Origin of the sequence: Pantoea sp. PNA 03-3, from assembly GCF_003201175.1 — a bacterium.
In the GTDB taxonomy this organism is placed as follows: Bacteria; Pseudomonadota; Gammaproteobacteria; order Enterobacterales; family Enterobacteriaceae; genus Pantoea; species Pantoea stewartii.
This window is the reverse complement of sequence record NZ_QICO01000002.1, coordinates 60965-83683: the sequence shown is the minus strand read 5'-3', so window position 1 is coordinate 83683 and position 22719 is coordinate 60965. Positions and strand designations below refer to the sequence as shown.

Sequence of the window (22719 nt, the reverse complement as noted above, 5' to 3'; positions counted from 1 at the left end):
TGTTGAAATCCTGCTATGCTGCCCCACGCGGAACCGGGCACCTTACCCTACTCATGGAATGCGTTGTCATCAGGGTGCACCGGAAACCCATACAATGAGAGCGAGGAGAACGTCGTGCTAGAAGAATACCGTAAGCACGTTGCCGAGCGTGCTGCCCAAGGGATCGTACCTAAGCCATTAGATGCTTCCCAGATGGCCGCGCTGGTTGAACTGCTAAAAAATCCACCTGCGGGTGAAGAAGAATTTTTGACCGATTTGTTGGTCAACCGCGTACCACCCGGCGTCGATGAAGCGGCGTATGTTAAAGCAGGTTTCCTGGCTGCTGTCGCCAAAGGCGAAACAACCTCTCCTCTGGTATCTCCTGAAAAAGCCGTTGAACTGCTCGGTACCATGCAGGGCGGTTACAACATCCATCCTCTGATTGAAGCATTAGATGATGCGAAACTCGCGCCGATTGCGGCAAAAGCGCTTTCCCACACGTTGCTGATGTTTGACAGCTTTTACGACGTTGAAGAAAAAGCCAAAGCAGGCAACGCGCATGCGAAACAGGTGATGCAGTCATGGGCGGATGCCGAATGGTATCTGTCACGTCCAGAGCTGGCTGAAAAAATTACCGTAACGGTTTTCAAAGTCACTGGCGAAACCAATACAGACGATCTGTCTCCGGCACCGGATGCCTGGTCACGTCCTGATATCCCTCTGCATGCGCTGGCAATGCTGAAAAATGCCCGCGAAGGCATTGAGCCAGATGAGCCAGGCAACATCGGACCGATCAAACAAATTGAAGCGCTGCAGGCCAAAGGTTTTCCGCTGGCCTACGTCGGTGACGTTGTAGGCACCGGTTCATCACGTAAATCGGCGACCAACTCGGTGCTGTGGTTTATGGGCGATGACATTCCGAACGTGCCAAACAAAAAAGGCGGTGGCGTTGTGCTGGGTGGCAAGATTGCCCCTATCTTCTTCAACACCATGGAAGATGCAGGCGCGCTGCCGATTGAAGTGGATGTGAACAACCTGAATATGGGCGATGTCATTGATATCTACCCCTTCAAAGGTGAAGTCCGCAACCACGAAACCGGCGACCTGCTGGCCAGTTTTGAACTGAAAACCGACGTCCTGATCGATGAAGTCCGTGCTGGTGGTCGTATTCCCCTGATCATTGGCCGTGGCCTGACGACCAAAGCGCGCGAATCGCTGGGGCTGCCTGCCAGTACCGTGTTCCGTATCGCGAAAGACGTGGCTGAAAGCACACGTGGCTACTCGCTGGCACAGAAAATGGTGGGCCGTGCCTGTGGTGTTGACGGCATCCGTCCTGGTGCGTACTGCGAACCTAAGATGACCTCTGTGGGCTCACAGGATACTACCGGTCCAATGACCCGAGACGAACTGAAAGACCTGGCCTGCCTGGGCTTCTCGGCTGACCTGGTCATGCAGTCGTTCTGTCACACGGCGGCTTATCCTAAGCCGGTGGATGTGAACACGCACCATACGTTACCTGACTTCATCATGAACCGCGGCGGGGTTTCTCTGCGTCCGGGTGACGGGGTTATTCACTCATGGCTGAACCGTATGCTGCTGCCGGATACCGTCGGAACAGGTGGCGATTCTCATACGCGTTTCCCTATCGGGATTTCGTTCCCGGCAGGCTCGGGCCTGGTCGCCTTTGCTGCGGCAACGGGCGTTATGCCGCTCGATATGCCGGAATCGGTGCTGGTACGTTTCAAAGGCAAAATGCAGCCTGGCATTACGCTGCGCGATCTGGTTCACGCCATTCCGTTGTATGCCATTAAGCAGGGCCTGCTGACCGTCGAGAAGAAAGGCAAGAAGAACATCTTCTCTGGCCGCATCCTTGAAATTGAAGGTCTGCCCGATCTGAAAGTTGAGCAGGCGTTCGAACTGACCGATGCGTCTGCAGAACGTTCTGCTGCAGGCTGTACCATTAAGTTGGATCAGGCGCCGATCAAAGAGTACCTGACCTCTAACATTGTCCTCTTGAAATGGATGATCTCTGAAGGCTACGGCGATCGTCGTACGCTGGAGCGCCGTATCGAAGGCATGGAGAAATGGCTGGCGGATCCACAGTTGCTTGAAGCCGACGCCGATGCGGAATATGCCGCGGTGATTGACATCGATCTGGCTGAGATCAAAGAGCCGATTCTGTGTGCGCCAAACGATCCGGACGATGCGCGTCTGCTGTCTGATGTGCAGGGCGAGAAGATTGATGAAGTCTTTATCGGCTCGTGCATGACCAATATCGGTCACTTCCGTGCGGCAGGTAAGTTGCTGGACAGCCATAAAGGCCAGTTACCAACCCGTCTGTGGGTTGCACCACCGACCAAAATGGACGCGGCTCAGCTGACAGAAGAAGGTTACTACAGCGTATTTGGTAAGAGCGGTGCGCGTATTGAGATCCCGGGCTGTTCACTGTGCATGGGTAACCAGGCACGTGTGGCTGACGGCGCAACGGTGGTCTCGACGTCAACCCGTAACTTCCCGAACCGTCTGGGTACAGGGGCTAATGTCTATCTGGCCTCTGCGGAGCTGGCTGCCGTCTCATCGCTGTTAGGTAAACTGCCTACGCCAGATGAGTATCAGCAGTTCATGGCACAGGTTGATAAAACAGCCACTGACACCTATCGCTATCTCAACTTTGACCAGTTGAGTCAGTACACGGAAAAAGCAGACGGCGTAATTTTCCAGACTGCCGTCTGACAGGTGACGATCGTTCTGTTTGAGAGGAGCGCCCCGGCGCTCCTCTTTTTTTATGCCTGAAAAGGGGCGTCCAGGGAATCTGGATAGGCGCGCTAAGCAGGTGCACGGCAATAAAAATAGCGGTATAACAGCGCGAGTAACTGACAAAGAGATAAGATCATGGAGTATGAATTTTTACGCGACATCACGGGCAAGGTAAAAGTGCGCATGTCGATGGGCCATGAAGCATTAGGCCACTGGTTTAATGAAGAAGTCGGGCATGACGCCAGCGTGCTGGATGAGGTTGAAGCCGAAGCCCAAAAACTTACAGGCAGTGAGCGCCAGTGGCAGCGCATCGGGCGCGAATATACGCTCTGGATGGATGATGAAGAGGTCATTGTCCGCGCGAATACATTGAATTTCGAAGGCGATGAGATGGAAGAGGGCATGAATTACTACGATGAAGAAAGCCTGTGCTTCTGCGGTAAGGAAGATTTCCTGGCCGTGATTGCCGCCTGGCGGCGATTTATGTCGGGCAAATGATTGAAAGCTTGCACACCGATCGCCATTTACCTCCTTTATTGATTGATAATGCTCAATTATCAGCGTTTTAATCTGAGATTCTCGCCGCATATTTTATTCTTGTGATTTAATATCATCATTGTGATTACAATTAATCATCAAGGTGGTGGTATGAAGATTAAGAAAACAATCGAAAAAGTGCCTGGCGGAATGATGATTATCCCGTTGGTGCAGGGGGCCGCCGCTAACACGCTGGCTCCCGACGCCTCAGGGACAGGGGGCTTTACGCCGGCACCGTTTAAAGAGGACGTGCCTGCGCTTATCGGTGTTTTTTTGTTATGCATGAGATCGGTTAAAGCGCTGCCCCAGGCGCGGGTTATGGGCGGCGGTATCATCGTGACGAAGTGTCTTGCTGCTGTCGCGCTGGGTCTGTCTGTCGATACGTTGTCTGGCCCTGAAGGCCGGTGGGGATTGTCATCCGTTGCGGTCATTGCGGCGATGGACAACAGCAACGGCGGTCTTCATACGGTCCCGGCAGGGGCCGCCGCCAGGACAACTGCCATCACGCCGGCTGCGCTGGCGCAGGCCGATCCGGCCCTGTCTTGTGTGGTCGCCGCGGCAACGCCGCTGATTGCGACATCGGTGATTGTCACCGCCCTTTTAACGCCGATGCTGACCTTCCTGGGTGGCAAAAGGTAATCAGCGACGGGCTGTCGCTTCATCTACGGAAAAATCACGATGAAAATGATCGTTATTGCCGACGACTTTACCGGTGCGAATGATACGGGCGTGCAACTGGCTAAAAAAGGGGCACGTACGGAAGTGATGCTGACGTCACAGCAAAAGCCCTCACGTCGCGCTGACGTGCTGGTGATTAACACAGACAGCCGGGCACTCAGCGCTGAACAGGCGGCCGCCGCGGTGAAACAGGCGCTGTCTCCCTGGCTGCGCCCTGGGCAAAACAGCGTACTGATCTATAAAAAAATCGACTCTACCTTTCGTGGCAATCCCGGCGCAGAGATTGCTGCAGCTATGGCCGCCAGCGGAACCACGCTGGCGATTGTCGCCGCAGCCATTCCGTCTGCGGGGCGCATGACGCGCAATGGTGAATGCTGGGTTCACCAGCGCCCGTTGCTGGAAACCGAGTTTGCCAGCGATCCGCGCACACCGATTATCTCCTCGCGTATCCGCACGCTGATCGGCTTACAGACCGATCTGCCTGTCAGGGAGATGACGCTGGACGACGTCAGGCGTGGCGACCTCGCAGACCGGCTTGAAAACCTGCGCCAACAGCCCGCCAGCATCGTCATTATTGATGCAGAAAGCGATAACGATCTGGCCCTCATTGCCCGGGCTGCTCTCTCAATGGCTGCGCGCCCTTTGCTGGTTGGGGCGGCGGGACTGGCCAACGCGCTTCCGACCGACAGCTATATGGACAGCGATCAACCGCTTCCGGTTCTGGTGGTGGCGGGCTCGATGAGTGAAATGACCCGGCGTCAGGTAGCTCAGGCGCAACGTCTGGGGCGGGCTGACGTGGTCAGAATCGCGGTCGAAACCCTGCTTGCACCTGAGAAAGAGCAAAAAGAGATCGTAGAGCAGGCGTGCCAGATCCTTGCACAGAACAGGCACTGTGTTCTGCAGACCAGCAGCCACGGGGACGACCGTAACCAGATTGCAGCGCTGACCGGAAAATATGCATTGAGTCGCGAGGCGTTGGGCGAAACGCTGAGTCGGCGAATGGGGGATATCACCTTAGCGATCCTGGATCGTGCCCGTACGGGTGGGCTGTTCCTGACGGGCGGCGACATCGCGATCGCGGTGGCGAATGCTCTCGGCGCAGAAGGTTACCGTATCCATGGTGAAGTGGCGCCCTGTATCCCGTGTGGCACCTTCGTAAACAGTGACATCGATGATCTGCCCGTTATCACTAAAGCAGGGGGATTCGGGACGGATGATACGCTCTGTGATGCGCTGCATTATATTGAGGAGCTGTATCTGAATGAGTAAACCTGAGCCTGCAGATGTGCAGGCCAGAATTGCGTTTCGACAGGATAAGTCAGGGGAAATTTGGAGGAATGATGAGAATAGCTGTGCCCTGTTTAATAAAGGGCGCGATATTCTCCATTATTAAAATATAATAAATCCTTACGCTCCCTGTTCGATGTGTAATGCTGTACTCCCCAAGGGTGCTGTTACATTTCGTTACCTGAATGCAACTACTCGCTTAAGTCAAATTTACTGTTCGGTAAAACGAAACAGGCTTCACTGTCCTTTTTGAATGCTTAATCTGTTTGATTTTTCAGTTTTTTATGGCCACGCGCACCGTGAGAACAGGGCGATAACAGGGATTATCCTCCTCCCTGTTTTCTCGTTATTTCCGCTAACGCTAATTTAAATTGTAACGCAGTGGAAATTTCCGCGAGAGCGCTAATAATCAACTTAACATTGATGCGTTCACTTCTACGTCACTCACCGTTCGGTTGAGTGGTCAGGCTTTTCATTAAATTTATATGCCTGATTTATTAATGTGCCTTGCCATTATTCTCGTGAATTAATGGAATTTAATTATTCTCTTTCCACTCGCGGAGATATTATGCTCAGCAATACATCTATCAGAACCCGCCTTTATATGGCGTTTGGTGCCATGACGCTTGTCATGATTGTGGTATGCAGTCTGTTTTATATGGGGTTTAATCGCGTCACGCAGGCCAGCAAGCTTAACGTTCATACCTATCAGGTGGTTGAAGGCCTGAATAAGGTGACCGAGAGTCTGCTGAATATGGAAACCGGCCTTCGGGGTTATGCACTTAGCGGTCAGACACAAATGCTGGCACCCTTTAATCAGGGTAAACAGGCCTTTAGCGACTACACCGCGAGTACACATCAGCTGACGCAGGACAATCCGGTGCAGCAGCAACGCTTAGTCGATCTGGAAAGCAGACAGAAGAACTGGCTGGAAAGCTATGCCCGTAACGTAATGGCGGCGCGTGAGCGTCTGAATCAGGGGAACCTCGACCAGCAACACTTTTTAGACATCTTTGCGACTGATGAAGGTAAAGTGCAAATGGATGCGATGCGTAACGTGATTGAATCCATGATTGTCACGGAGAAATCATTACTCAAATCGCGTGAAGATGAACTGACTAGCGAGCGGACCAAAACGCGCGTGATCCTGGTGGCCGGACTGCTACTGTCAGCGGGAATTTCCCTGATTCTGGGCCTGCTGATTTCCCGCAGTATTTCTCGTCCTCTGGCTATCGCGGTGCACACGGCCGATACCATTGCCCGGGGCGATCTGACCTCTGTGATTACCGTAAACCGTCAGGATGAAACCGGAAAGCTGCTGACGGCCCTGGCGAACATGCAAAATCATTTGCGGAACCTGGTGACCCAGATCAAAGATTCTGCGGCATCGGTTGAACTGGCGGCCAGTGAAATTGCGCAGGGCAATACCGAGCTGTCCTCCCGTACGGAAGAGCAGGCTGCGGCATTGCAACAGACGGCGGCAAGCATGGAACAAATTACTGCGACGGTTCGCAATAACACCTCTGTCGCTGAATCTACAGCGTCTTCGGCCCGGGAGACGGAATCACTGACGCGCGCCAGCGAAAAAGCCGTCAATGAAATGAGCCACACGATGCACAGCATTTCGGTGAGCGCGGCGAAAGTGAAAGAGATTACCGCGGTTATTCAAAGTATCGCTTTTCAGACCAACATTCTGGCGCTGAATGCGGCGGTAGAAGCGGCAAGAGCGGGTGAGCACGGTCGTGGCTTTGCCGTTGTCGCAACGGAAGTCCGTACGCTGGCACAGCGCAGCGCATCATCGTCGCGTGAAATCGGTAACCTGATTGAAGAAGCGGTCACCGGCGTGGCGAAAGGTGTACAGGCGGCCGATCATACCGCCCAGAGTATTCTTAAAGCGGCAAGTGAAGTCGCGTCACTGGCACAGTATATGGATGGTCTGGCGCTGGCATCAGTGGAACAAATGCAGGGCGTTTCGCAGGTCAGCATTGCCGTCACGCAGATGGACAGCGTCACACAAAGCAATGCCGCGCTGGTGGAGCAGTCGGCTTCGGCATCGCAATCCTTAACTGAACAGGCGCGCAGTCTGCGCATGTTAACCGCGGCGTTCCAGGTCTGATGCCTTCAGGCCAGGCATGCACCCCGATGCCTGGCCTGAAGACGCGTTTAACGGGTCAGAAAGCGTTCCAGCTCAAGACCTCTGTGGGTTTGATTAGCCAGTTGCACAGCATAAAAGTCGCAGTTGTGTTTCTTCTGACGTGCAAGAGCCGCCATTTTTCTGATTTCCCTGATCCCTTTTCCCTTGAGGCCGCAGGCCAGTCGTTCAAGGGCGCGGGCATTTTCAAACTGATCAAATGCGCACGGATAAATCAGTTGAGGCACCCCGTTCTTGAGCAACTGCGCGGTGGTGCCAATACCGCCATGATGAATGGCAAATAAGCAGGTTTCAGTCAGGGCAATATTGAGATGCGGCAGCGTCATCACATCATCGTTTACCGCTAACGCGGCTGCGGTTGGCGTAACAAGCACGCACTTCAGTCCTTCTGTTTTTAAGTCCTGTAAAACGCGTGTCACGGATGATTGTTCAGCCAGGGCCCAACTGGTAAAAAAAACCACCGTACGGGAGTCAATAAAATCGGTAATACGATCGTCATCCAGCGAGGCCCGGCTCTTGTTCAGTAAAAAACCGGCATAAAATCCCTCGCGCGCTTTCTTTTGATAAAACCAGGGTTCGTATAACACAATCGACTGCGGTTCGTTATTGACCCAGTCAGCGTAAATATTGCGAGAGGCGGGCAGATTATGGTCGCGTCGCAGCGTGTCGATGGTACGCTGGAGTGCAGGCGAAACCAGGGCCCGTTGAAATAAAGCCAGTTTCCAGTTCAGACTGACACGCAGGCTTTTTTCCAGCGCATGGATAACACGCCCGGGCTGCAATTTTAAATTTGAATTGGTCAGGCTGATAGCATATTTCTTTAACCGGTATTTCTCGCTGACGGCTTTCGCCGCAAAACACCATAAAGAGTGAATGATGATGGCGTCATCTTCGACAAGAGCGCTCATGGCATCGAACATCGCCTCCTGCTGTTCCGCCATATAATGTGAAATCCGTTTCAGGGCGTGCTTTTTGTCCCATAACGCCCGATCCTGGACGGCTTTCACATAAGTCTCTTTGTCGCCGACCGCCACAAAGGACAGGCCGCGATCTACTGCCTCAGATCTGAAATAGTCGTTAGCGAGCAGGTAAACATCATGATTCTTTTCTTTTAACAGCGAGCCAATCTCAATACAGGGAAAGACATCGCCTGCTGAGCCCAGTGCGCCAATAATCACTTTCATCTCAGACACCAATCTGACTAAAAATAGTGTTGAAGGCGGCTGCGGTCCTTTCCCGGCTGCGCTTGCCTTCCAGATCCAGAAAATGTCCGGCATCCCTGATTTGATAAAAGCGCGTTTTATCCGACTCGCCGCATATCTCTTCGATGTTTTTTTGCGGCGTATGAATATCCAGGTCGCCGTTGATAAAGTGAAACTGGCAGGCCGAGTTATCAATAATGTTTTTGTAGTCGTGGTTGCGCAGCGTGGCAATCTGCTCAAGATGGAAACGCCCCTGACGGTATTCAATCTCATCCAGCGACGTCAGATGCCTGAAGTTGCAGAACTTCATCTTATTCGGCAGATATGCACCCACTTCGTCATTCATCAAATGCGCAAGCTCGACAAAGTTCTTCTCTTTTGAAAACAGATTGGCTTGCTTCACGTAAGTCCGCATACGGTCATTAAATTCAAAGGAATAGGACGCGATGATGGCATGTTCCAGGCCCTCTTCACCGTGATTCAAGAGCTTGAGAGTCGATGCGCCGCCCCAGGAGGCTGAGGCAATAATATTGGGCTTATAAATTGAAATCAGCTCGCGAATAATCGTGACTTCATCATCAAGCGTGACGATATGGCAGCCCTGTTCGTTGAAGGGTTTTGATTTGCCTGAGAACGGAAGATCAAACGTAATGACATCTGATTTATCCGCCAGGAAGCGTTTCCAGTTGCGGAAAGAAGACGAGGTTGCCAGTGCACCGTTAATCAGGATGGTCCTGTTACGGGTCGGGACACTGCATTTTGTTAACTCCACATAAATGTTAAGTTCATTTATGTTTACTACAGAATAACCGTGACTCATATCACTCTCCCCACCAAGAAACATCATCAAATATTAAAGTTTTCTAATGTATATCACAGCAAATGGTAATCATTAAGTTATTTTTATGTTTTATCGCTGTTTTTAATCCGCAATCTTTCATCTTATTGATTTAAGGGTATTTATAAATTAAATGCTCCTGGTTTTTCTCCATCACCTTAGTTTTCATGGAAAATTAAGTAACTTAACAGACCGTTAAAGTGTGATTTTCCTCATAAAATCCAGGCGAGGAAAGGGAGGCTGGTCTTTTTTATAGTGTCATAAAACTTTATTATCCTTACTGTATTCATGGTAAATTTAATTAATGTTTTATCATGGGGCGAATGGCTCGGCAGGGATTACTGTGGTGAGTTTGTGTTAGTGCCACACTGTGGCCTGTTACTGACAGGCGTTGCGGGACGATCTCAGAAATAGCGTCTGCACAACAGAACGCAGGGGGCGGCTGATTTATTTCACGGAAGAACGTCGTAACGGGTCTGCCAGTCTCACCATCGCAAGATGACATGCCGCGAAAGAAAGGCAGCCGGGGCTATCCTGGTTCGCAGGGCGCAATAAGTGGCCCTGATCGGGCTTTGACAGATAACAGGCAGACGAAAGAGAGAATGCCCCGCAAAGGGGGCATAACTTAGTAGGTTTTTAATCCCACAGACGGAATATTGCGACCGTAATAAATCTCACGCATCTCTTTCCACAGCAGGTCAGTAATGCGTTTGTGCTCCTGCGGTGTCAGATCTTCCGGGCGGGTATTAAAGAGATAATGTTTTAAATCGAATTCTTTCAGCAACATCTTGGTATGGAAGATGTTTTCCTGGTAAACATTCACATCAACCATATCGTACATCCGCTTCATATCGTCGGACATGAAGTTTTGAATGGAGTTAATTTCATGGTCGATAAAGTGTTTAACGCCGTTCACATCACGTGTAAAACCCCGTACGCGGTAGTCCACAGTGACAATGTCAGATTCCAGCTGGTGAATCAGGTAATTGAGCGCCTTAAGCGGTGAGATCACGCCGCAGGTTGAGACCTCAATGTCTGCACGGAAGGTACAGAGGCCGCCTTCAGGATGGCTTTCCGGATACGTGTGCACACAAATATGGCTTTTATCAAGATGCGCGACCACGGAATTAGGCAACGGGCCGGGATGCTCAGACGTATCAATATCTTTAGGATCAACAGGTTCTTCACTGACCAAAATCGTGACGCTGGCACCCTGTGGCTCATAATCCTGGCGCGCAATGTTCAGCACATTCGCACCAATAATCGAACAGGTTTCGGTCAAAATTTCCGTCAGGCGATTGGCATTGTATTGCTCATCAATATAAGCAATATAACCATCGCGCTCGGCTTCGGTATTCGCATAGCAAATATCGTAGATACAAAAACTCAGGCTTTTGGTCAGATTATTGAAGCCATGCAGTTTTAGCTTTTGCAATTTTATTCACCCCCTTATAAATGATCGATCAGCGCGTCTCTGACAGAGCATTCAACAGATATTGTGGCAGAGCAAAGCTGCCCGTGTGGATCGCCGGTGTGTAGTAACGGCAGTTCAGGCCCGAGGCCGCAAAGCGCGCCTGCAGAAGGGCGGGATCAAGCTGGCGCAGGGCCGGATTATCGCTTGCCCAGGCAAAGGTCATGATGCCGCCGTAGTAGGTTGGGATGGCCGCCTGATAAAAACTGACATCGGCAAAGTAATGGCTGAGTTTACGATGGCTGTTAACCGCTTCATCCTGCTGCAGGAAGCAAACGCCGTTCTGTGCAACAAAGATCCCATTTTCATTCAGCGCATTTTTACAGCCCGCATAAAAGTCGGACGTAAACAGGCTTTCGCCAGGCCCAATGGGATCGGTACAGTCAGAGATGATAACGTCAAACTTTTCGGTGGTGCGGTTGACGAAATTCACACCATCATCGATGACCAGATTAAAACGCGGATCGTCGTACGCACCAGCGCTGTGGTTCGGCAGATACTGACAACAGAAGGTCACCACGCCGGCGTCGATCTCGACCATGGTGATTTTCTCAATGCCGGTATGGCGGGACACTTCGCGCAACATCGCGCCATCGCCCCCTCCAATAATCAGTACGCTTTTGGCGGCACCATGCGCCAGCAACGGCACATGCGTCATCATTTCGTGATAGATAAATTCATCACGTTCGGTCGTTTGCACCACGCCATCCAGCGCCATAACGCGGCCCATCGCCGCATTTTCAAAGATGATTAAATCCTGGTGGGCCGTTTTATCACGATAAAGCTCTTTATCGACGGTAAAATACTGGCCAAAGCCGGTATGAAGTGTTTCATACCACATCTCGTTTTGGGCCATGATGGGGCTCTCCTTCGTGACATTGCCATAAAAATCGGCGAAACATCATAGCTAACTATGATAGTCGTTGCACGGTCAAATGTCTGACGGGAGAGCGGGCTGAGGCGCTACTTTACATAGGCAAGCAAGCTGAGAGAATCTCTGGCCAGCGACTTACATTTTTTGTCGTTGGCAATCGCGATACCGCTTAAATCACGGTAACTGTCTTCACCCAGGGCTTTCATGTTGTAGTTGTTGTAATTGCTTAAATCCCAGCGGTTTTGCTGGGCAAAAAACACCAACGCCTTGCGGATCTGCGCATCGGGCAAATCCTGATAGCCACAGTCGTTCTTGAGATAAACGAATACCGCAGTCAGATCGGCAAGATCTTCTGCTTCGGATTCGCTCAGGGCAAAGCTGGTGGAGGAGAAGCCGAAGAGTCCTGCCAGTAGCAGGATCCTGATGCTCTTCTTCATAGATATTCTCATGTAATAGTCGTCTGAAAGACGTTAGCACAGTTGTGTAAAGATTTTCGATCAATTTACGATTTTTGGGGCATTCTGCCTGCTGATGCTTGACCTTGCCATAAGGGCAGGGTTTAGGCTTGAGGTCATTTCGTTACAAGGATGCGGATTATGCAACGTCGTCACTTTCTGAAACTGAGCGCGGCACTGGGTGCTGCAGGGGCGCTGCCGCTCTGGAGCCGATCCCTGATGGCGGCCAGTCGGCCACTGCTGCCGGTTCCTTCCCTGCTGGACGCGGATGCGAAAGGAGAGTACAGCCTGACGGCGATGCCGGGCATCAGCCAGTGGCAGGGCAAAGACGTACCCACCTGGGGCTACAATGGCAGCCTTTTGGGGCCCGCAATTCGGCTCCAGCGTGGCAAGGCGGCCACCATCAATATTCATAACCGGCTTAGTGAAGCGACGACCCTGCACTGGCACGGTCTGGAAATCCCCGGCGAGGTGGACGGTGGACCGCAGGGAATCATTGCGCCGGGCGCCACGCGTCAGGTGACGTTTATGCCGGACCAGCCTGCCGCCACCTGCTGGTATCATCCTCATCTGCATGGCAAAACGGGTCATCAGGTTGCCCAGGGGCTGGCCGGCATGATTGTGTTAGAGGATCAGCCGTCAGGGACGCTTCGTCTGCCTAATCAATGGGGCACCGACGATGTTCCACTGATTTTTCAGGACAAACAGCTCACCTCATCCGGTGACCGCATCGATTATGAGCTTGATATTATGCGGGCCGCAGTGGGCTGGTTCGGCGACATGATGCTGACCAACGGTGCGCAGTATCCTCAGCATGCCGTACCGCGTGGATGGTTACGTCTGCGTTTGCTTAATGGCTGCAATGCCCGTTCGCTGCATCTGACTGCCAGCGATAAACGCCCACTGTATGTGATTGCCAGTGACGGCGGTCTGCTGCCTGAGCCGGTAAAGGTCGATTCCCTTCCGCTCCTGCCGGGCGAGCGCTTTGAAGTCATGGTCGATACGTCCGATGGCAAGGCTTTTGATATCGTGACGCTACCTGTTTCGCAAATGGGCATGACGCTGGCTCCCTTCGATCGACCCCTGCCGCTGGTCAATATCATTCCGCTGCGGATCATGGCCAGCGCGACTTTACCGGATCAGCTAGCCACATTACCGGCCATACCGAAAACGGACGGTCTGTCATCGCGCTGGTTACAACTCAGTATGGATCCCCAACTGGATCAGCAAGGTATGCAGGCGCTGATGGCACGCTATGGCGCGAAAGCGATAGGGAACGGTGCGCACCATGATATGGCTATGGGCGGTAATGATCATGCGATGCAGCACGACAGCGCGTCCCAGGGAATGGATCATCAGAAGATGGACCATGACGGGATGGCCGCGACTGCCTACGATTTTCACAATGGCAATAAAATCAATGGCCAGCCATTTGATATGACGCGGCCAGCCTTTGATGTGAAGCAGGGCACCGTTGAAAAATGGACCATTTCCGGTGAAGGCGACAGCATGCTGCATCCTTTCCATATTCACGGCACCCAGTTCCGTATTCTTTCTGAAAATGGCAAGCAACCTGCGCCACACCGTCAGGGCTGGAAAGACATGGTCAATATCGACGGCTGGCGTAGCGAAGTGCTGGTGCGCTTCAACCACCTTGCCGCCGCCGATCATGCGTATATGGCGCATTGCCATTTACTGGAGCATGAAGACACCGGCATGATGCTGGGCTTCACCGTGACCTGATATCAGGCCTGCGCCAGCGCCAGACGGATATCCTCCACCAGATCCCCGGCGTTCTCGATACCGATGGATAAGCGTATCGTCGCGTCGGTGATCCCGATGCGCTGACGCACTGTATCCGGCACGCCAGAATGGGTGGTGGTGGCAGGATGGCTGGCAAGCGATTCTGTCCCGCCCAGACTGACGGCCTGTTTAAACAGCGTCAGAGCATTCAGGAAACGAAACGCTGCAAGTTGTCCGCCGACAATGTCAAAAGAGAAGGTTGAACCGGCCCCGGTGCATTGTTCCCGATAGGTTTTGCCTGCCGGGCTGTCTGCATCCAGATACGGTAACCAGTGCAGGGCGGCGACATCAGGATGTGTACGTAAAAAGGCGGCGACGGTTTCAGCGTTATGACAGGCTTTTTCCATGCGCAGCGACAGCGTTTCCAGCGAACGGCCAATCATCCAGCTTGAATGCGGATCAAGCTGAGTGCCAATAGCGCTACGCAGAGCGCGGATCGGCGACATAAGTGTTTTGTTTCCCATCACCGCACCCGCAATCAGGTCAGAGTGACCGCCCACGTATTTTGTCAGGGAATACAGCGATAAATCCGCGCCCAGCGTGAGCGGTTGCTGAAAAATCGGCCCCAGTAAGGTGTTATCACAGGCGACGACCGGGCGTGAACCCTGCTGACGATCGATCTCGTCCGCAATACGGGCCATCAGCGCGATATTCACAAGGCTGTTCGTCGGGTTTGCCGGCGTTTCCACCAGGATCATGGCGACGCGTCCCTGCGCCATTGCACGCTGGGCGGCCTCGCGCACTTTGGCTTCATCATGCCCGTCAGTGAAACCCACCGCACGAATATCAAGGTTGTGCAGGGTTTTACTGAGCAGCGTTTCCGTACCGCCGTACAGGGGCTGGGAATGCAAAATCACTTCCCCTGGTCGCGTAAAGGTCAGCAACGCCGTCGAAATGGCCGCCATGCCGGAGGCAAACAGCGCGCAACTTTCTGCCTGTTCGTAGAGAGCGAGGCGGTCCTCAACAATCTCACTGTTGGGATGATTAAAACGGGAATACACCAGTCCGCCACTTTTACCTTCGGGAGGCTGACGGCGGCCGGAAACATAATCAAAAAAATCGCGGCCTTCTTCTGCACTGTTAAACACAAAGGTGGAGGTCAAAAAGACGGGCGGTTTCACGGCCCCTTCAGACAGGCGCGGATCATAACCGTAGTTCAGCATTTGTGTTTCGGGATGCAGTGGGCGGTCGCCGACGTGCGTTTTTTTACTTGAGGGTGAAGTCATTGAGATCTCCCAATAAGGTCGCTAACTGCATAACGATATGTCGATAAAATCGTATCATGCAGCTATTAATGCGGCTAAATGCCGGGTTGTTCTAAGGTAATGCTGTTTGTGCAACTGCCTGCGCGCAGGTGAAGATTTTTAGTGCACGTAAACGTTTGCGTTCTCTGCGCGGCGTCAGTAGGGACTTCTGTTATGGTAGACTGCGTGGCTTTGTGAGAGACCGGGCTGAAGGCAATGAAACACACTGTTGACGTAATGATCCCTGAGCAGGCAATCGCCGCGCGCATCGCGGAACTGGGCAAAGAAATTACCGACCACTACCGCGACAGCGGCAGCGATATGGTGCTGGTAGGGCTACTTCGTGGCTCATTTATGTTTATGGCGGATTTATGCCGCGTGATTGACGTTCCGCACGAAGTGGATTTTATGACCGCCTCTAGTTACGGCAGCGGGATGTCCAGCAGTCGCGATGTCAAAATCCTCAAAGATTTGGATGAGGATATCCGCGGTAAAGACGTGTTAATCGTTGAAGACATCATTGACTCAGGCAATACGCTCAGCAAAGTGCGGGAAATCCTGCGTCTGCGGGAGCCAAAATCCCTGGCCATCTGTACGCTGCTGGATAAGCCTGAACGCCGTGAAGTCGACGTTCAGGTTGAATTCGTGGGCTTTGCTATCCCTGATGAGTTCGTGGTGGGCTTTGGCATCGATTATGCGCAGCGTTATCGCCATCTGCCTTACATTGGCAAAGTGGTTCCCCTCGAATCCTCAGGCGAGTGACCGCACATTCTTCCAAGGCTCTGACCTCTGGATTCGTGTAGGCTTGTCGCGCGCGTGCATCAGGGGCGGTGAAAATCGCCACTGACTAACAGGTTAGCCATGCCGTGACGATAGCGTTGCTCCAGGTTTTCGCGGCTGTTCGCGGTAACATTCAGGTTACGCAGGCAGCCATCCTGAATACCGTAGACCCAGCCATGTAGCGAGACTTTACGTCCACGCTTCCAGGCCGATTGCAAGATGGTGGAATGCCCCAGATTGTAGACCTGCTCAACAACGTTGATTTCGCAGAGTTTATCCAGACGTTTATCGGGCGGCAGTTCACCCAGCAACACGCTATGCTTGTACCAGAGATCGCGAATGTGCAGCAGCCAGTTATCAATGAGCCCTAACTCCGGGTTATCCATGGCTGCCTGCACGCCACCGCAGCCATAGTGGCCGCACACAATGATGTGTTCAACTTCCAGCACTTCAACCGCGTACTGCACCACAGAAAGGCAGTTAAGATCGGTATGGATAACCAGGTTGGCAACGTTACGGTGGACAAACAGTTCACCTGGCTCAAGACCGGTCAGACGTTCTGCGGGGACGCGACTGTCTGAACAGCCAATCCAAAGGAAACGTGGTTTTTGCGCCTGAGCCAGTCGCTCAAAAAAACCAGGATCTTCTTTGACCAGTAATCTGGACCATTCGCGGTTATTACTGATCAGGGTATCAATGTCTGTCATGGCGTTAAGCAACCTGTTACTGCGCATTTGCGTGCGCGTACTATAGGCGAAGGCTTCCTAAATTCAAACGGCATTACAATGCCATAAAACAGGGTATGTATTCAGAATGACCTATGCACTGGAACTTTCCCGGCTGACCAAGACCTATCCCGGCGGCGTACAGGCGCTCAAGGGCATCGATCTTAACGTTGAAGCCGGTGATTTTTATGCGCTACTGGGACCCAACGGCGCGGGCAAATCGACCACCATCGGGATTATCAGTTCGCTGGTGAATAAGTCGGAAGGCAGCGTCCGCGTCTTTGGTTACGATCTGGAAAAAGATGTCGTCAATGCCAAACGCCAGCTGGGCCTGGTGCCGCAGGAGTTCAATTTCAACCCGTTCGAGACGGTCATGCAGATCGTGGTGAACCAGGCCGGTTACTATGGTGTTGAGCGCCGTGAGGCCCTTCAGCGGGCCGAAAAGTACCTTAAACAGCTCGACCTGTGGGAGAAACGTCACGAAAGGGCGCGCATGTTGTCTGGCGGGATGAAGCGCCGTCTGATGATCGCCCGTGCTCTGATGCACGCGCCCAAACTGTTGATTCTGGATGAACCTACCGCCGGGGTGGATATTGAACTGCGTCGGTCGATGTGGGTTTTCCTGAAAGATTTGAATGCGCAGGGGACGACCATCATTTTGACGACTCACTATCTTGAAGAAGCGGAAATGCTGTGCCGCAATATCGGCATTATTCAAAATGGTGAACTGGTTGAAAACACCTCAATGAAATCCCTGCTGTCGAAGCTCAAATCCGAAACCTTCATTCTGGATCTGGCCCCGCGCAGCCCGTTACCGTCGCTGGAAGGTTTCCAGTACCGGTTAGTGGATACCTCGACGCTCGAAGTTGAAGTCCTGCGCGAGCAGGGGCTGAACAGCGTGTTTAGCCAGCTCAGCGCACAGGGCGTTCAGGTTCTCAGTATGCGTAATAAAGCGAATCGTCTGGAAGAGCTGTTCGTCGGCCTGACGCAAGGAAAAACAGGAGCAAAAGCATGACACATTTGTACTGGGTGGCGTTAAAAAGCATCTGGGCCAAAGAGGTGAACCGGTTCGCCCGCATCTGGATCCAGACGCTGGTGCCGCCCGTGATCACCATGACGCTGTATTTTATCATCTTCGGTAACCTTATCGGTGCGCGCATCGGCGATATGAACGGCTTCAGCTATATGCAGTTCATTGTGCCAGGGCTCATTATGATGTCGGTGATCACCAATGCGTATGCCAACGTGGCATCGTCGTTCTTTAGCGCCAAGTTTCAGCGCAATATTGAAGAGTTGCTGGTGGCACCGGTACCGACGCACATTATTATCGCTGGCTATGTCGGCGGCGGCGTTGCGCGCGGGATCTGTGTCGGTGTGCTGGTGACCGCCGTTTCGCTGTTCTTTGTGCCGTTTCATGTGCATTCATGGCTGATGGTGGCCATTACGCTGCTGCTAACCGCGGTACTGTTCTCGCTGGCGGGACTGATTAACGCGGTGTTTGCCCGCACGTTTGACGATATCAGCCTGATCCCCACGTTTGTGCTGACACCGCTAACGTATCTGGGCGGCGTGTTTTATTCGCTGACGCTGTTACCGCCCTTCTGGCAGGCAGTATCAAAACTTAATCCGGTGGTTTATATGATCAGCGGTTTCCGCTTTGGCTTTCTGGGCATTCACGATGTTCCTCTGACCTTGACCATGTCGGTACTGATTGCCTTTATCGTGGTGTTTTATATCGCCGTGTATTTTCTGATTCAGCGGGGCCGCGGATTGCGGACCTGATACCGGCGAAAAAAAAGCAGCGTTAGCGCTGCTTTTTTTATGCGACCAGACTCAGGCCAGCTGCACCGGCAGGGCTTTCGCCAGACGCTTCATCTGGTTATCACCTTCAAAGTAGGCCACTTTAGGCTGCCACTGGCGCGCTTCTGCATCATCGACCTGGACATACGAGCAGATAATCAGGATATCGCCTTCACAGGCACAGCGCGCGGCCGCACCGTTGACCGAAATGATTTTCGATCCGCGTTCAGCGGCAATGGCATAAGTAGAGAAACGCTGACCGTTGGTCACGTTATAAATATCGATAGCTTCATATTGCAGGATGCCAGAAGCATCAAGGAAATCCTGATCGATGGCGCAGGAGCCTTCATAGTTGAGGTCCGCCTGCGTGACTTTAACGCGATGCAGTTTGCCTTGTAAAACCGTGCGAATCATAGTCAGAAACCTTGTTATACAGCCAAAAAGAGTGACCCTCAGCCTGCAAGACTACTGCGTGAGGTCTACCTGTTGATTATCGATCAGCCGTGCATTCCCCAGCCAGGCGGCCATTAACACGACGGCTCGCTGACTGTCCACCGTCAGAGGCTGCAGCGTTTCCGCATCACAGATGGCCAGGCCATCCGGACGCAATCCTTTTTCCTGCAGCGACCGCGTTGCGTCTTCAATAATATCGTCAATCTGCCGTTCACCATTAGCCAGTCGGGCGGCCATCGCATTCATCACCTGGCTCAGGCCAGGTGCCAGCTTACGCTCATCTTCAGTGAGGTAGCCGTTACGTGAACTCAGGGCCAGACCGTCCCTGGCTCGCACCGTAGGCACGCCGACAATCTCGATATCGAACCCCATGTCTGCCACCATTTTACGAATGATGGCTAACTGCTGGAAATCTTTCTCGCCGAAGCAGGCGATATCGGGCTGAACCAGATTAAACAACTTGCTGACGATGGTCGCCACGCCGCGAAAATGGCCGGGACGACTGGCGCCTTCCAGTAAAGATGAAAGCACCGGCACTTCGACAAAGGTCTGATTAGCCAGCCCGTGTGGATACACCTCAGCAGGCGAGGGCGCAAAGACGACATCCACCGCATGGCGGTTCAGTTTCTCACAGTCTTCCTGCAGCGTGCGCGGGTAGCGCGCCAGATCGTCAGGCCGATCAAACTGCATCGGGTTAACGAAAACCGACACGATCACAATATCGGCCCGCTCACGCGCTTCATCTACCAGCGTTAAATGCCCTTCGTGCAGATTGCCCATCGTGGGCACTAACGCAATACGTTTACCTTGCTGACGCCAGCGGCGCACTTCACGGCGCAGCATGGGCAGAGTGTCGATGATCAGCACTGCCATTCTCCTGAATTACTGGAAACTGTGTTCCGCTGCGGGGTAGCTTCCTGCTTCAACCTCAGCAATATAGCGGCGAATGGCGGCACGGATATCGCCTGTCTCCGCCAGGAAATTTTTTGCAAATTTAGGGATATGTCCACCGGTAATGCCAAACGCATCGTGCATCACCAGAATTTGTCCATCAGTCACGTTGCCTGCGCCAATACCAATCACCGGAATCGCCAGTGCCTGCGTTACGCGCTGGGCCAGGGCCACCGGTACGCATTCCAGCACCATCAGCTGTGCGCCTGCGGCCTCAAGCGCCAGCGCGTCAGCCATAAGCTGCTCTGCACCGGCTTCATCACGTCCCTGCACTTTATAGCCGCCAAAAATATTTACGGACTGTGGCGTTAAGCCCAGATGACCACACACGGGCACGGCGCGTTCGGTCAGCATGCGCACGCTGTCGGCCAGCCATGCGCCGCCTTCCAGCTTCACCATATTGGCCCCGGCGCGCATGAGCTGCGCCGCGTTATCAAAGGTTTGCTGTGGTGTGGCATAACTCATGAAAGGCAAATCGGCTAACAGGAGCGCGTGAGGCGCACCACGACGGACGGCGGCGGTATGGTAAGCAATATCATTTACCGTGACGGGCAGCGTGGAATCATGACCCTGCACCGTCATGCCAAGCGAGTCACCAACCAGCAGAACCTGAATGCCTTCGTCAGCAAACAGGCGGGCAAAACTAAAATCGTAAGCGGTCAGCGTCGCGAATTTTTTACCGCTCGCTTTGCACTGACGCAGATGAGAAAGGGTGGTGGGTTTCATGACGATCTCAGCTCAGAAATTCAGATGGACGCATTTTACTGTATCGCGTTGCTGAGCGGAATCTGTGACGCGCGAATAGATGGTCAGCTGTGCCAGGGACGGATGCTGGCGCAGTCAAGCGTTGCCATAAGCGGCTGGAGCGGACGGCCATCAGGCAGGCGCAGATCGGGCGCAATTTCCAGCAGCGGCACCAGCATAAACGCACGGTTCAGCATATCGTAATGGGGGACGATCAGGCGTTCGCTGTGAATCTGCTCTGAACCAAACAGCATAATGTCAATATCCAGCGTGCGTGGCCCCCAGCGCTCGGCTTTGCGCACCCGGCCATGTTCCCGCTCAATGCGCTGCGTCTCATCCAGCAAGGCCTCAGCCGACAAGGTGGTCTCAAGGGCCACCGCCGCATTGAGATAGTCGGGCTGATCGGGTGGGCCATAAGGTGGCGTGCGGTAAAAGGACGAGGTGGCGATGCGCTGAACACCGGTGAGCGCATCCAGCGCTGACAACGCTGCATCAATCTGATGCAGCGGATCGGCAAGGTTACTGCCTAATGCCAGATAAACGCGCGTCATGACGCGTTAGAGTTATCACGACGGGGCGCGGAAGAACGACGACGCGGGCGGCGCGTACGGCTGCGCGGTGCCGGATCGTCTCCCAGCGTGTTGAGCATGGTTTTCTGCTGCGGCGGCGCAGCGACCTGGAACTCTCCCCACCACTTACTCAGGCGCAGCAGCTCCGGGTTATTTTCCACTTCAGCCCGCAGGGCCAGCAGATCATAAGCCGCACGGAACTTCGGATGCTCCATCAGCTTCCAGGCGCGTTTACCGTGACGACGGGACATGCGTAACTGCAACTGCCAGATATCACGAATCAGCGACGTAATGCGCTTAGGAATAGCCAGCGCGCGGCAGGCTTCATCCAGCGTATCATTCATCGCCAGGGCAAACGCATCGTAATAAGTCAGGCCGCTTTCCTGCGCAATGCGCTCGGCGGCTTCAAGCTGCGGATACCAGAACATGGCCGCGAACAGAAACGCCGGATTAACGCGCATATCATTTTGAATGCGGTTATCCGTATTCTTCAGCACCTGGGCGAGCATGCGCTCCATATGGCTGTCGCCCTGTTCGGTAAAGTTGCGTGCCAGCGTAGGGAACAGCGGCTGGAATAACTGATATTCACACAGTTTTAGCCAGGTGCTGTAGCCATAACCAGCCTGAAGCAGCTTTAGCGACTCTTCAAACAGGCGCGCAGCAGGTACATCGCGTAACAGCGATGCCAGGCGGGGAATGGGCTCTGCCGTTTCAGGAGCAATGCGCATATTCAGTTTGGCCGCGAAGCGCGCGACGCGCAGCATGCGCACCGGATCTTCGCGATAGCGTGTTTCCGGATCGCCGATCAACCGAATGATGCCTTGTTGCAGATCGTTCAGGCCGCCAACATAATCCCGCACCGAAAAATCGGCCACGCTGTAATACAGGCTGTTAATAGTTAAATCACGCCGTTGGGCATCATCTTCAATACTGCCGAAAATATTGTCCCGTAGCAGCATACCGCTCTGGGCACGCTGGGAATTATTGTGATCTTCGCTGTTCTCTTCAATCTGATGATGACCGCGGAACGTAGCCACTTCGATCACTTCCGGACCAAACATCACATGTGCCAGGCGAAAACGGCGGCCAACCAGACGGCAGTTGCGGAACAGTTTACGCATCTGCTCCGGCGTGGCGTTTGTGGTCACGTCGAAGTCTTTAGGCTTCTGCCCCAGCAGTAAATCGCGAACGCCACCGCCCACCAGGTAGGCCTCATAACCGGCTTTATTCAGACGATACAGCACCTTGAGGGCATTTTCGCTGATGTCTTTACGTGAGATGGTGTGGCTTTCACGAGGAATGATGGTCATATGACTCTCAGGTTCAACCTCTGCTGGTGCTTCCTCGTCATCACGCTTCAGGACTTTCCGGCAAAAATTAGCGACTCGGGTAAAAATGGGACACCTCGACAGTGACAATT

General features: G+C 53.2%; 20 protein-coding genes and 1 pseudogene. 9 read left to right on the top strand and 12 right to left on the bottom strand.

Annotated elements, in window-relative coordinates:
* Positions 1 to 114 precede the first annotated feature (114 nt).
* The 5 genes and pseudogenes from acnB (at position 115) to C7433_RS06755 (ending at position 7354) form a co-directional block, all read left to right on the top strand.
* Positions 115 to 2712, top strand: coding sequence for a bifunctional aconitate hydratase 2/2-methylisocitrate dehydratase (gene acnB / locus C7433_RS06775; RefSeq protein ID WP_072021701.1), 2598 nt, complete (start codon positions 115 to 117; stop codon positions 2710 to 2712).
* A gap of 159 nt (positions 2713 to 2871) precedes the next feature.
* Positions 2872 to 3234, top strand: coding sequence for a protein YacL (gene yacL / locus C7433_RS06770; protein ID WP_006117708.1), 363 nt, complete (start codon positions 2872 to 2874; stop codon positions 3232 to 3234).
* A 150-nt stretch (positions 3235 to 3384) separates the two neighbouring features.
* A pseudogene (locus tag C7433_RS06765) lies at positions 3385 to 3955 on the top strand (2-keto-3-deoxygluconate permease).
* Positions 3952 to 5220: a four-carbon acid sugar kinase family protein gene (locus C7433_RS06760; RefSeq protein ID WP_110267845.1), complete on the top strand. Its 1269-nt coding sequence runs from the start codon at positions 3952 to 3954 to the stop codon at positions 5218 to 5220. The pseudogene C7433_RS06765 and the gene C7433_RS06760 overlap by 4 nt, the downstream one beginning before the upstream one ends.
* Before the next feature lie 586 nt (positions 5221 to 5806).
* Entirely contained in the window at positions 5807 to 7354 is a 1548-nt protein-coding gene (locus tag C7433_RS06755; protein ID WP_110267844.1) for a methyl-accepting chemotaxis protein, read from the top strand.
* A 47-nt stretch (positions 7355 to 7401) separates the two neighbouring features.
* On the opposite strand, the gene C7433_RS06750 is transcribed toward C7433_RS06755, so the two are convergent.
* The 5 genes from C7433_RS06750 to C7433_RS06730 all read right to left on the bottom strand — a co-directional run bounded on the left by C7433_RS06750 (position 7402) and on the right by C7433_RS06730 (position 12212).
* A complete protein-coding gene (locus tag C7433_RS06750) occupies positions 7402 to 8574 on the bottom strand; it encodes a nucleotide disphospho-sugar-binding domain-containing protein (RefSeq protein WP_033740282.1) in 1173 nt (390 codons plus the stop codon).
* Position 8575: 1 nt separating this feature from the next.
* Positions 8576 to 9412, bottom strand: coding sequence for an alpha/beta fold hydrolase (locus C7433_RS06745; protein ID WP_033740283.1), 837 nt, complete (start codon positions 9410 to 9412; stop codon positions 8576 to 8578).
* Between the two features lie 643 nt (positions 9413 to 10055).
* A complete protein-coding gene (gene speD / locus C7433_RS06740; RefSeq protein WP_033740284.1) occupies positions 10056 to 10865 on the bottom strand; it encodes an adenosylmethionine decarboxylase in 810 nt (269 codons plus the stop codon).
* Between the two features lie 28 nt (positions 10866 to 10893).
* A complete protein-coding gene (gene speE, locus C7433_RS06735; protein ID WP_033740285.1) occupies positions 10894 to 11757 on the bottom strand; it encodes a polyamine aminopropyltransferase in 864 nt (287 codons plus the stop codon).
* Positions 11758 to 11864: 107 nt separating this feature from the next.
* A complete protein-coding gene (locus C7433_RS06730; RefSeq protein ID WP_006117717.1) occupies positions 11865 to 12212 on the bottom strand; it encodes a YacC family pilotin-like protein in 348 nt (115 codons plus the stop codon).
* Between the two features lie 159 nt (positions 12213 to 12371).
* On the opposite strand from C7433_RS06730, the gene cueO reads away from it, so the two are divergent.
* Positions 12372 to 13973, top strand: a complete 1602-nt coding sequence (cueO, locus tag C7433_RS06725; RefSeq protein ID WP_110267843.1) for a multicopper oxidase CueO — start codon at positions 12372 to 12374, stop codon at positions 13971 to 13973.
* A gap of 2 nt (positions 13974 to 13975) precedes the next feature.
* Here cueO and C7433_RS06720 read toward each other — a convergent pair whose 3' ends face one another.
* Entirely contained in the window at positions 13976 to 15259 is a 1284-nt protein-coding gene (locus tag C7433_RS06720; protein ID WP_110267842.1) for a cystathionine gamma-synthase family protein, read from the bottom strand.
* A gap of 234 nt (positions 15260 to 15493) precedes the next feature.
* Between C7433_RS06720 and hpt the strand changes: the two genes are divergently transcribed.
* Positions 15494 to 16039 carry a hypoxanthine phosphoribosyltransferase gene (gene hpt / locus C7433_RS06715; protein ID WP_006117719.1) on the top strand — a complete coding sequence of 182 codons (546 nt, stop codon included), beginning with the start codon at positions 15494 to 15496 and terminating at the stop codon, positions 16037 to 16039.
* 59 nt (positions 16040 to 16098) lie between these two features.
* Here the strand turns inward: hpt and can are convergent, their stop codons facing one another.
* Positions 16099 to 16764 carry a carbonate dehydratase gene (can, locus tag C7433_RS06710; RefSeq protein ID WP_033740288.1) on the bottom strand — a complete coding sequence of 222 codons (666 nt, stop codon included), beginning with the start codon at positions 16762 to 16764 and terminating at the stop codon, positions 16099 to 16101.
* Between the two features lie 106 nt (positions 16765 to 16870).
* Here can and C7433_RS06705 point away from each other — a divergent pair, with 106 nt between their 5' ends.
* On the top strand, positions 16871 to 17797 hold the full coding sequence (locus C7433_RS06705) for an ABC transporter ATP-binding protein (RefSeq protein WP_006117721.1): 927 nt from the start codon (positions 16871 to 16873) through the stop codon (positions 17795 to 17797).
* Entirely contained in the window at positions 17794 to 18564 is a 771-nt protein-coding gene (locus C7433_RS06700; RefSeq protein ID WP_006117722.1) for an ABC transporter permease, read from the top strand. Before C7433_RS06705 ends, C7433_RS06700 begins: the two co-directional genes overlap by 4 nt.
* A gap of 51 nt (positions 18565 to 18615) precedes the next feature.
* Here the strand turns inward: C7433_RS06700 and panD are convergent, their stop codons facing one another.
* From panD to pcnB, 5 genes are all read right to left on the bottom strand, one after another.
* The gene (gene panD / locus C7433_RS06695) at positions 18616 to 18996 is read right to left on the bottom strand and encodes an aspartate 1-decarboxylase (RefSeq protein WP_033740289.1); all 381 of its coding nucleotides are present in this window, start codon (positions 18994 to 18996) and stop codon (positions 18616 to 18618) included.
* Between the two features lie 51 nt (positions 18997 to 19047).
* Complete coding sequence (panC, locus tag C7433_RS06690; protein WP_006117725.1) at positions 19048 to 19902, bottom strand: pantoate--beta-alanine ligase; 855 nt, start codon at positions 19900 to 19902, stop codon at positions 19048 to 19050.
* 15 nt (positions 19903 to 19917) lie between these two features.
* Positions 19918 to 20712 (bottom strand): 3-methyl-2-oxobutanoate hydroxymethyltransferase, encoded by a 795-nt coding sequence (gene panB / locus C7433_RS06685; protein ID WP_110267841.1) that lies wholly within the window; start codon positions 20710 to 20712, stop codon positions 19918 to 19920.
* An 83-nt stretch (positions 20713 to 20795) separates the two neighbouring features.
* Positions 20796 to 21281 carry a 2-amino-4-hydroxy-6-hydroxymethyldihydropteridine diphosphokinase gene (gene folK, locus C7433_RS06680; protein ID WP_054634482.1) on the bottom strand — a complete coding sequence of 162 codons (486 nt, stop codon included), beginning with the start codon at positions 21279 to 21281 and terminating at the stop codon, positions 20796 to 20798.
* A complete protein-coding gene (pcnB, locus tag C7433_RS06675; protein WP_203232196.1) occupies positions 21278 to 22696 on the bottom strand; it encodes a polynucleotide adenylyltransferase PcnB in 1419 nt (472 codons plus the stop codon). Before pcnB ends, folK begins: the two co-directional genes overlap by 4 nt.
* Positions 22697 to 22719: the final 23 nt, after the last annotated feature.

Coding starts and splice junctions, on each gene's coding strand:
- yacL (WP_006117708.1), top strand. CDS start 2,872: ATGGAGTATGAATTTTTACGCGACATCACGGGCAAGGTAAAAGTGCGC.
- C7433_RS06760 (WP_110267845.1), top strand. CDS start 3,952: ATGAAAATGATCGTTATTGCCGACGACTTTACCGGTGCGAATGATACG.
- C7433_RS06755 (WP_110267844.1), top strand. CDS start 5,807: ATGCTCAGCAATACATCTATCAGAACCCGCCTTTATATGGCGTTTGGT.
- C7433_RS06750 (WP_033740282.1), bottom strand. CDS start 8,574: ATGAAAGTGATTATTGGCGCACTGGGCTCAGCAGGCGATGTCTTTCCC.
- C7433_RS06745 (WP_033740283.1), bottom strand. CDS start 9,412: ATGAGTCACGGTTATTCTGTAGTAAACATAAATGAACTTAACATTTAT.
- speE (WP_033740285.1), bottom strand. CDS start 11,757: ATGGCCCAAAACGAGATGTGGTATGAAACACTTCATACCGGCTTTGGC.
- C7433_RS06730 (WP_006117717.1), bottom strand. CDS start 12,212: ATGAAGAAGAGCATCAGGATCCTGCTACTGGCAGGACTCTTCGGCTTC.
- cueO (WP_110267843.1), top strand. CDS start 12,372: ATGCAACGTCGTCACTTTCTGAAACTGAGCGCGGCACTGGGTGCTGCA.
- C7433_RS06720 (WP_110267842.1), bottom strand. CDS start 15,259: ATGACTTCACCCTCAAGTAAAAAAACGCACGTCGGCGACCGCCCACTG.
- hpt (WP_006117719.1), top strand. CDS start 15,494: ATGAAACACACTGTTGACGTAATGATCCCTGAGCAGGCAATCGCCGCG.
- can (WP_033740288.1), bottom strand. CDS start 16,764: ATGACAGACATTGATACCCTGATCAGTAATAACCGCGAATGGTCCAGA.
- C7433_RS06705 (WP_006117721.1), top strand. CDS start 16,871: ATGACCTATGCACTGGAACTTTCCCGGCTGACCAAGACCTATCCCGGC.
- C7433_RS06700 (WP_006117722.1), top strand. CDS start 17,794: ATGACACATTTGTACTGGGTGGCGTTAAAAAGCATCTGGGCCAAAGAG.
- panD (WP_033740289.1), bottom strand. CDS start 18,996: ATGATTCGCACGGTTTTACAAGGCAAACTGCATCGCGTTAAAGTCACG.
- panB (WP_110267841.1), bottom strand. CDS start 20,712: ATGAAACCCACCACCCTTTCTCATCTGCGTCAGTGCAAAGCGAGCGGT.
- folK (WP_054634482.1), bottom strand. CDS start 21,281: ATGACGCGCGTTTATCTGGCATTAGGCAGTAACCTTGCCGATCCGCTG.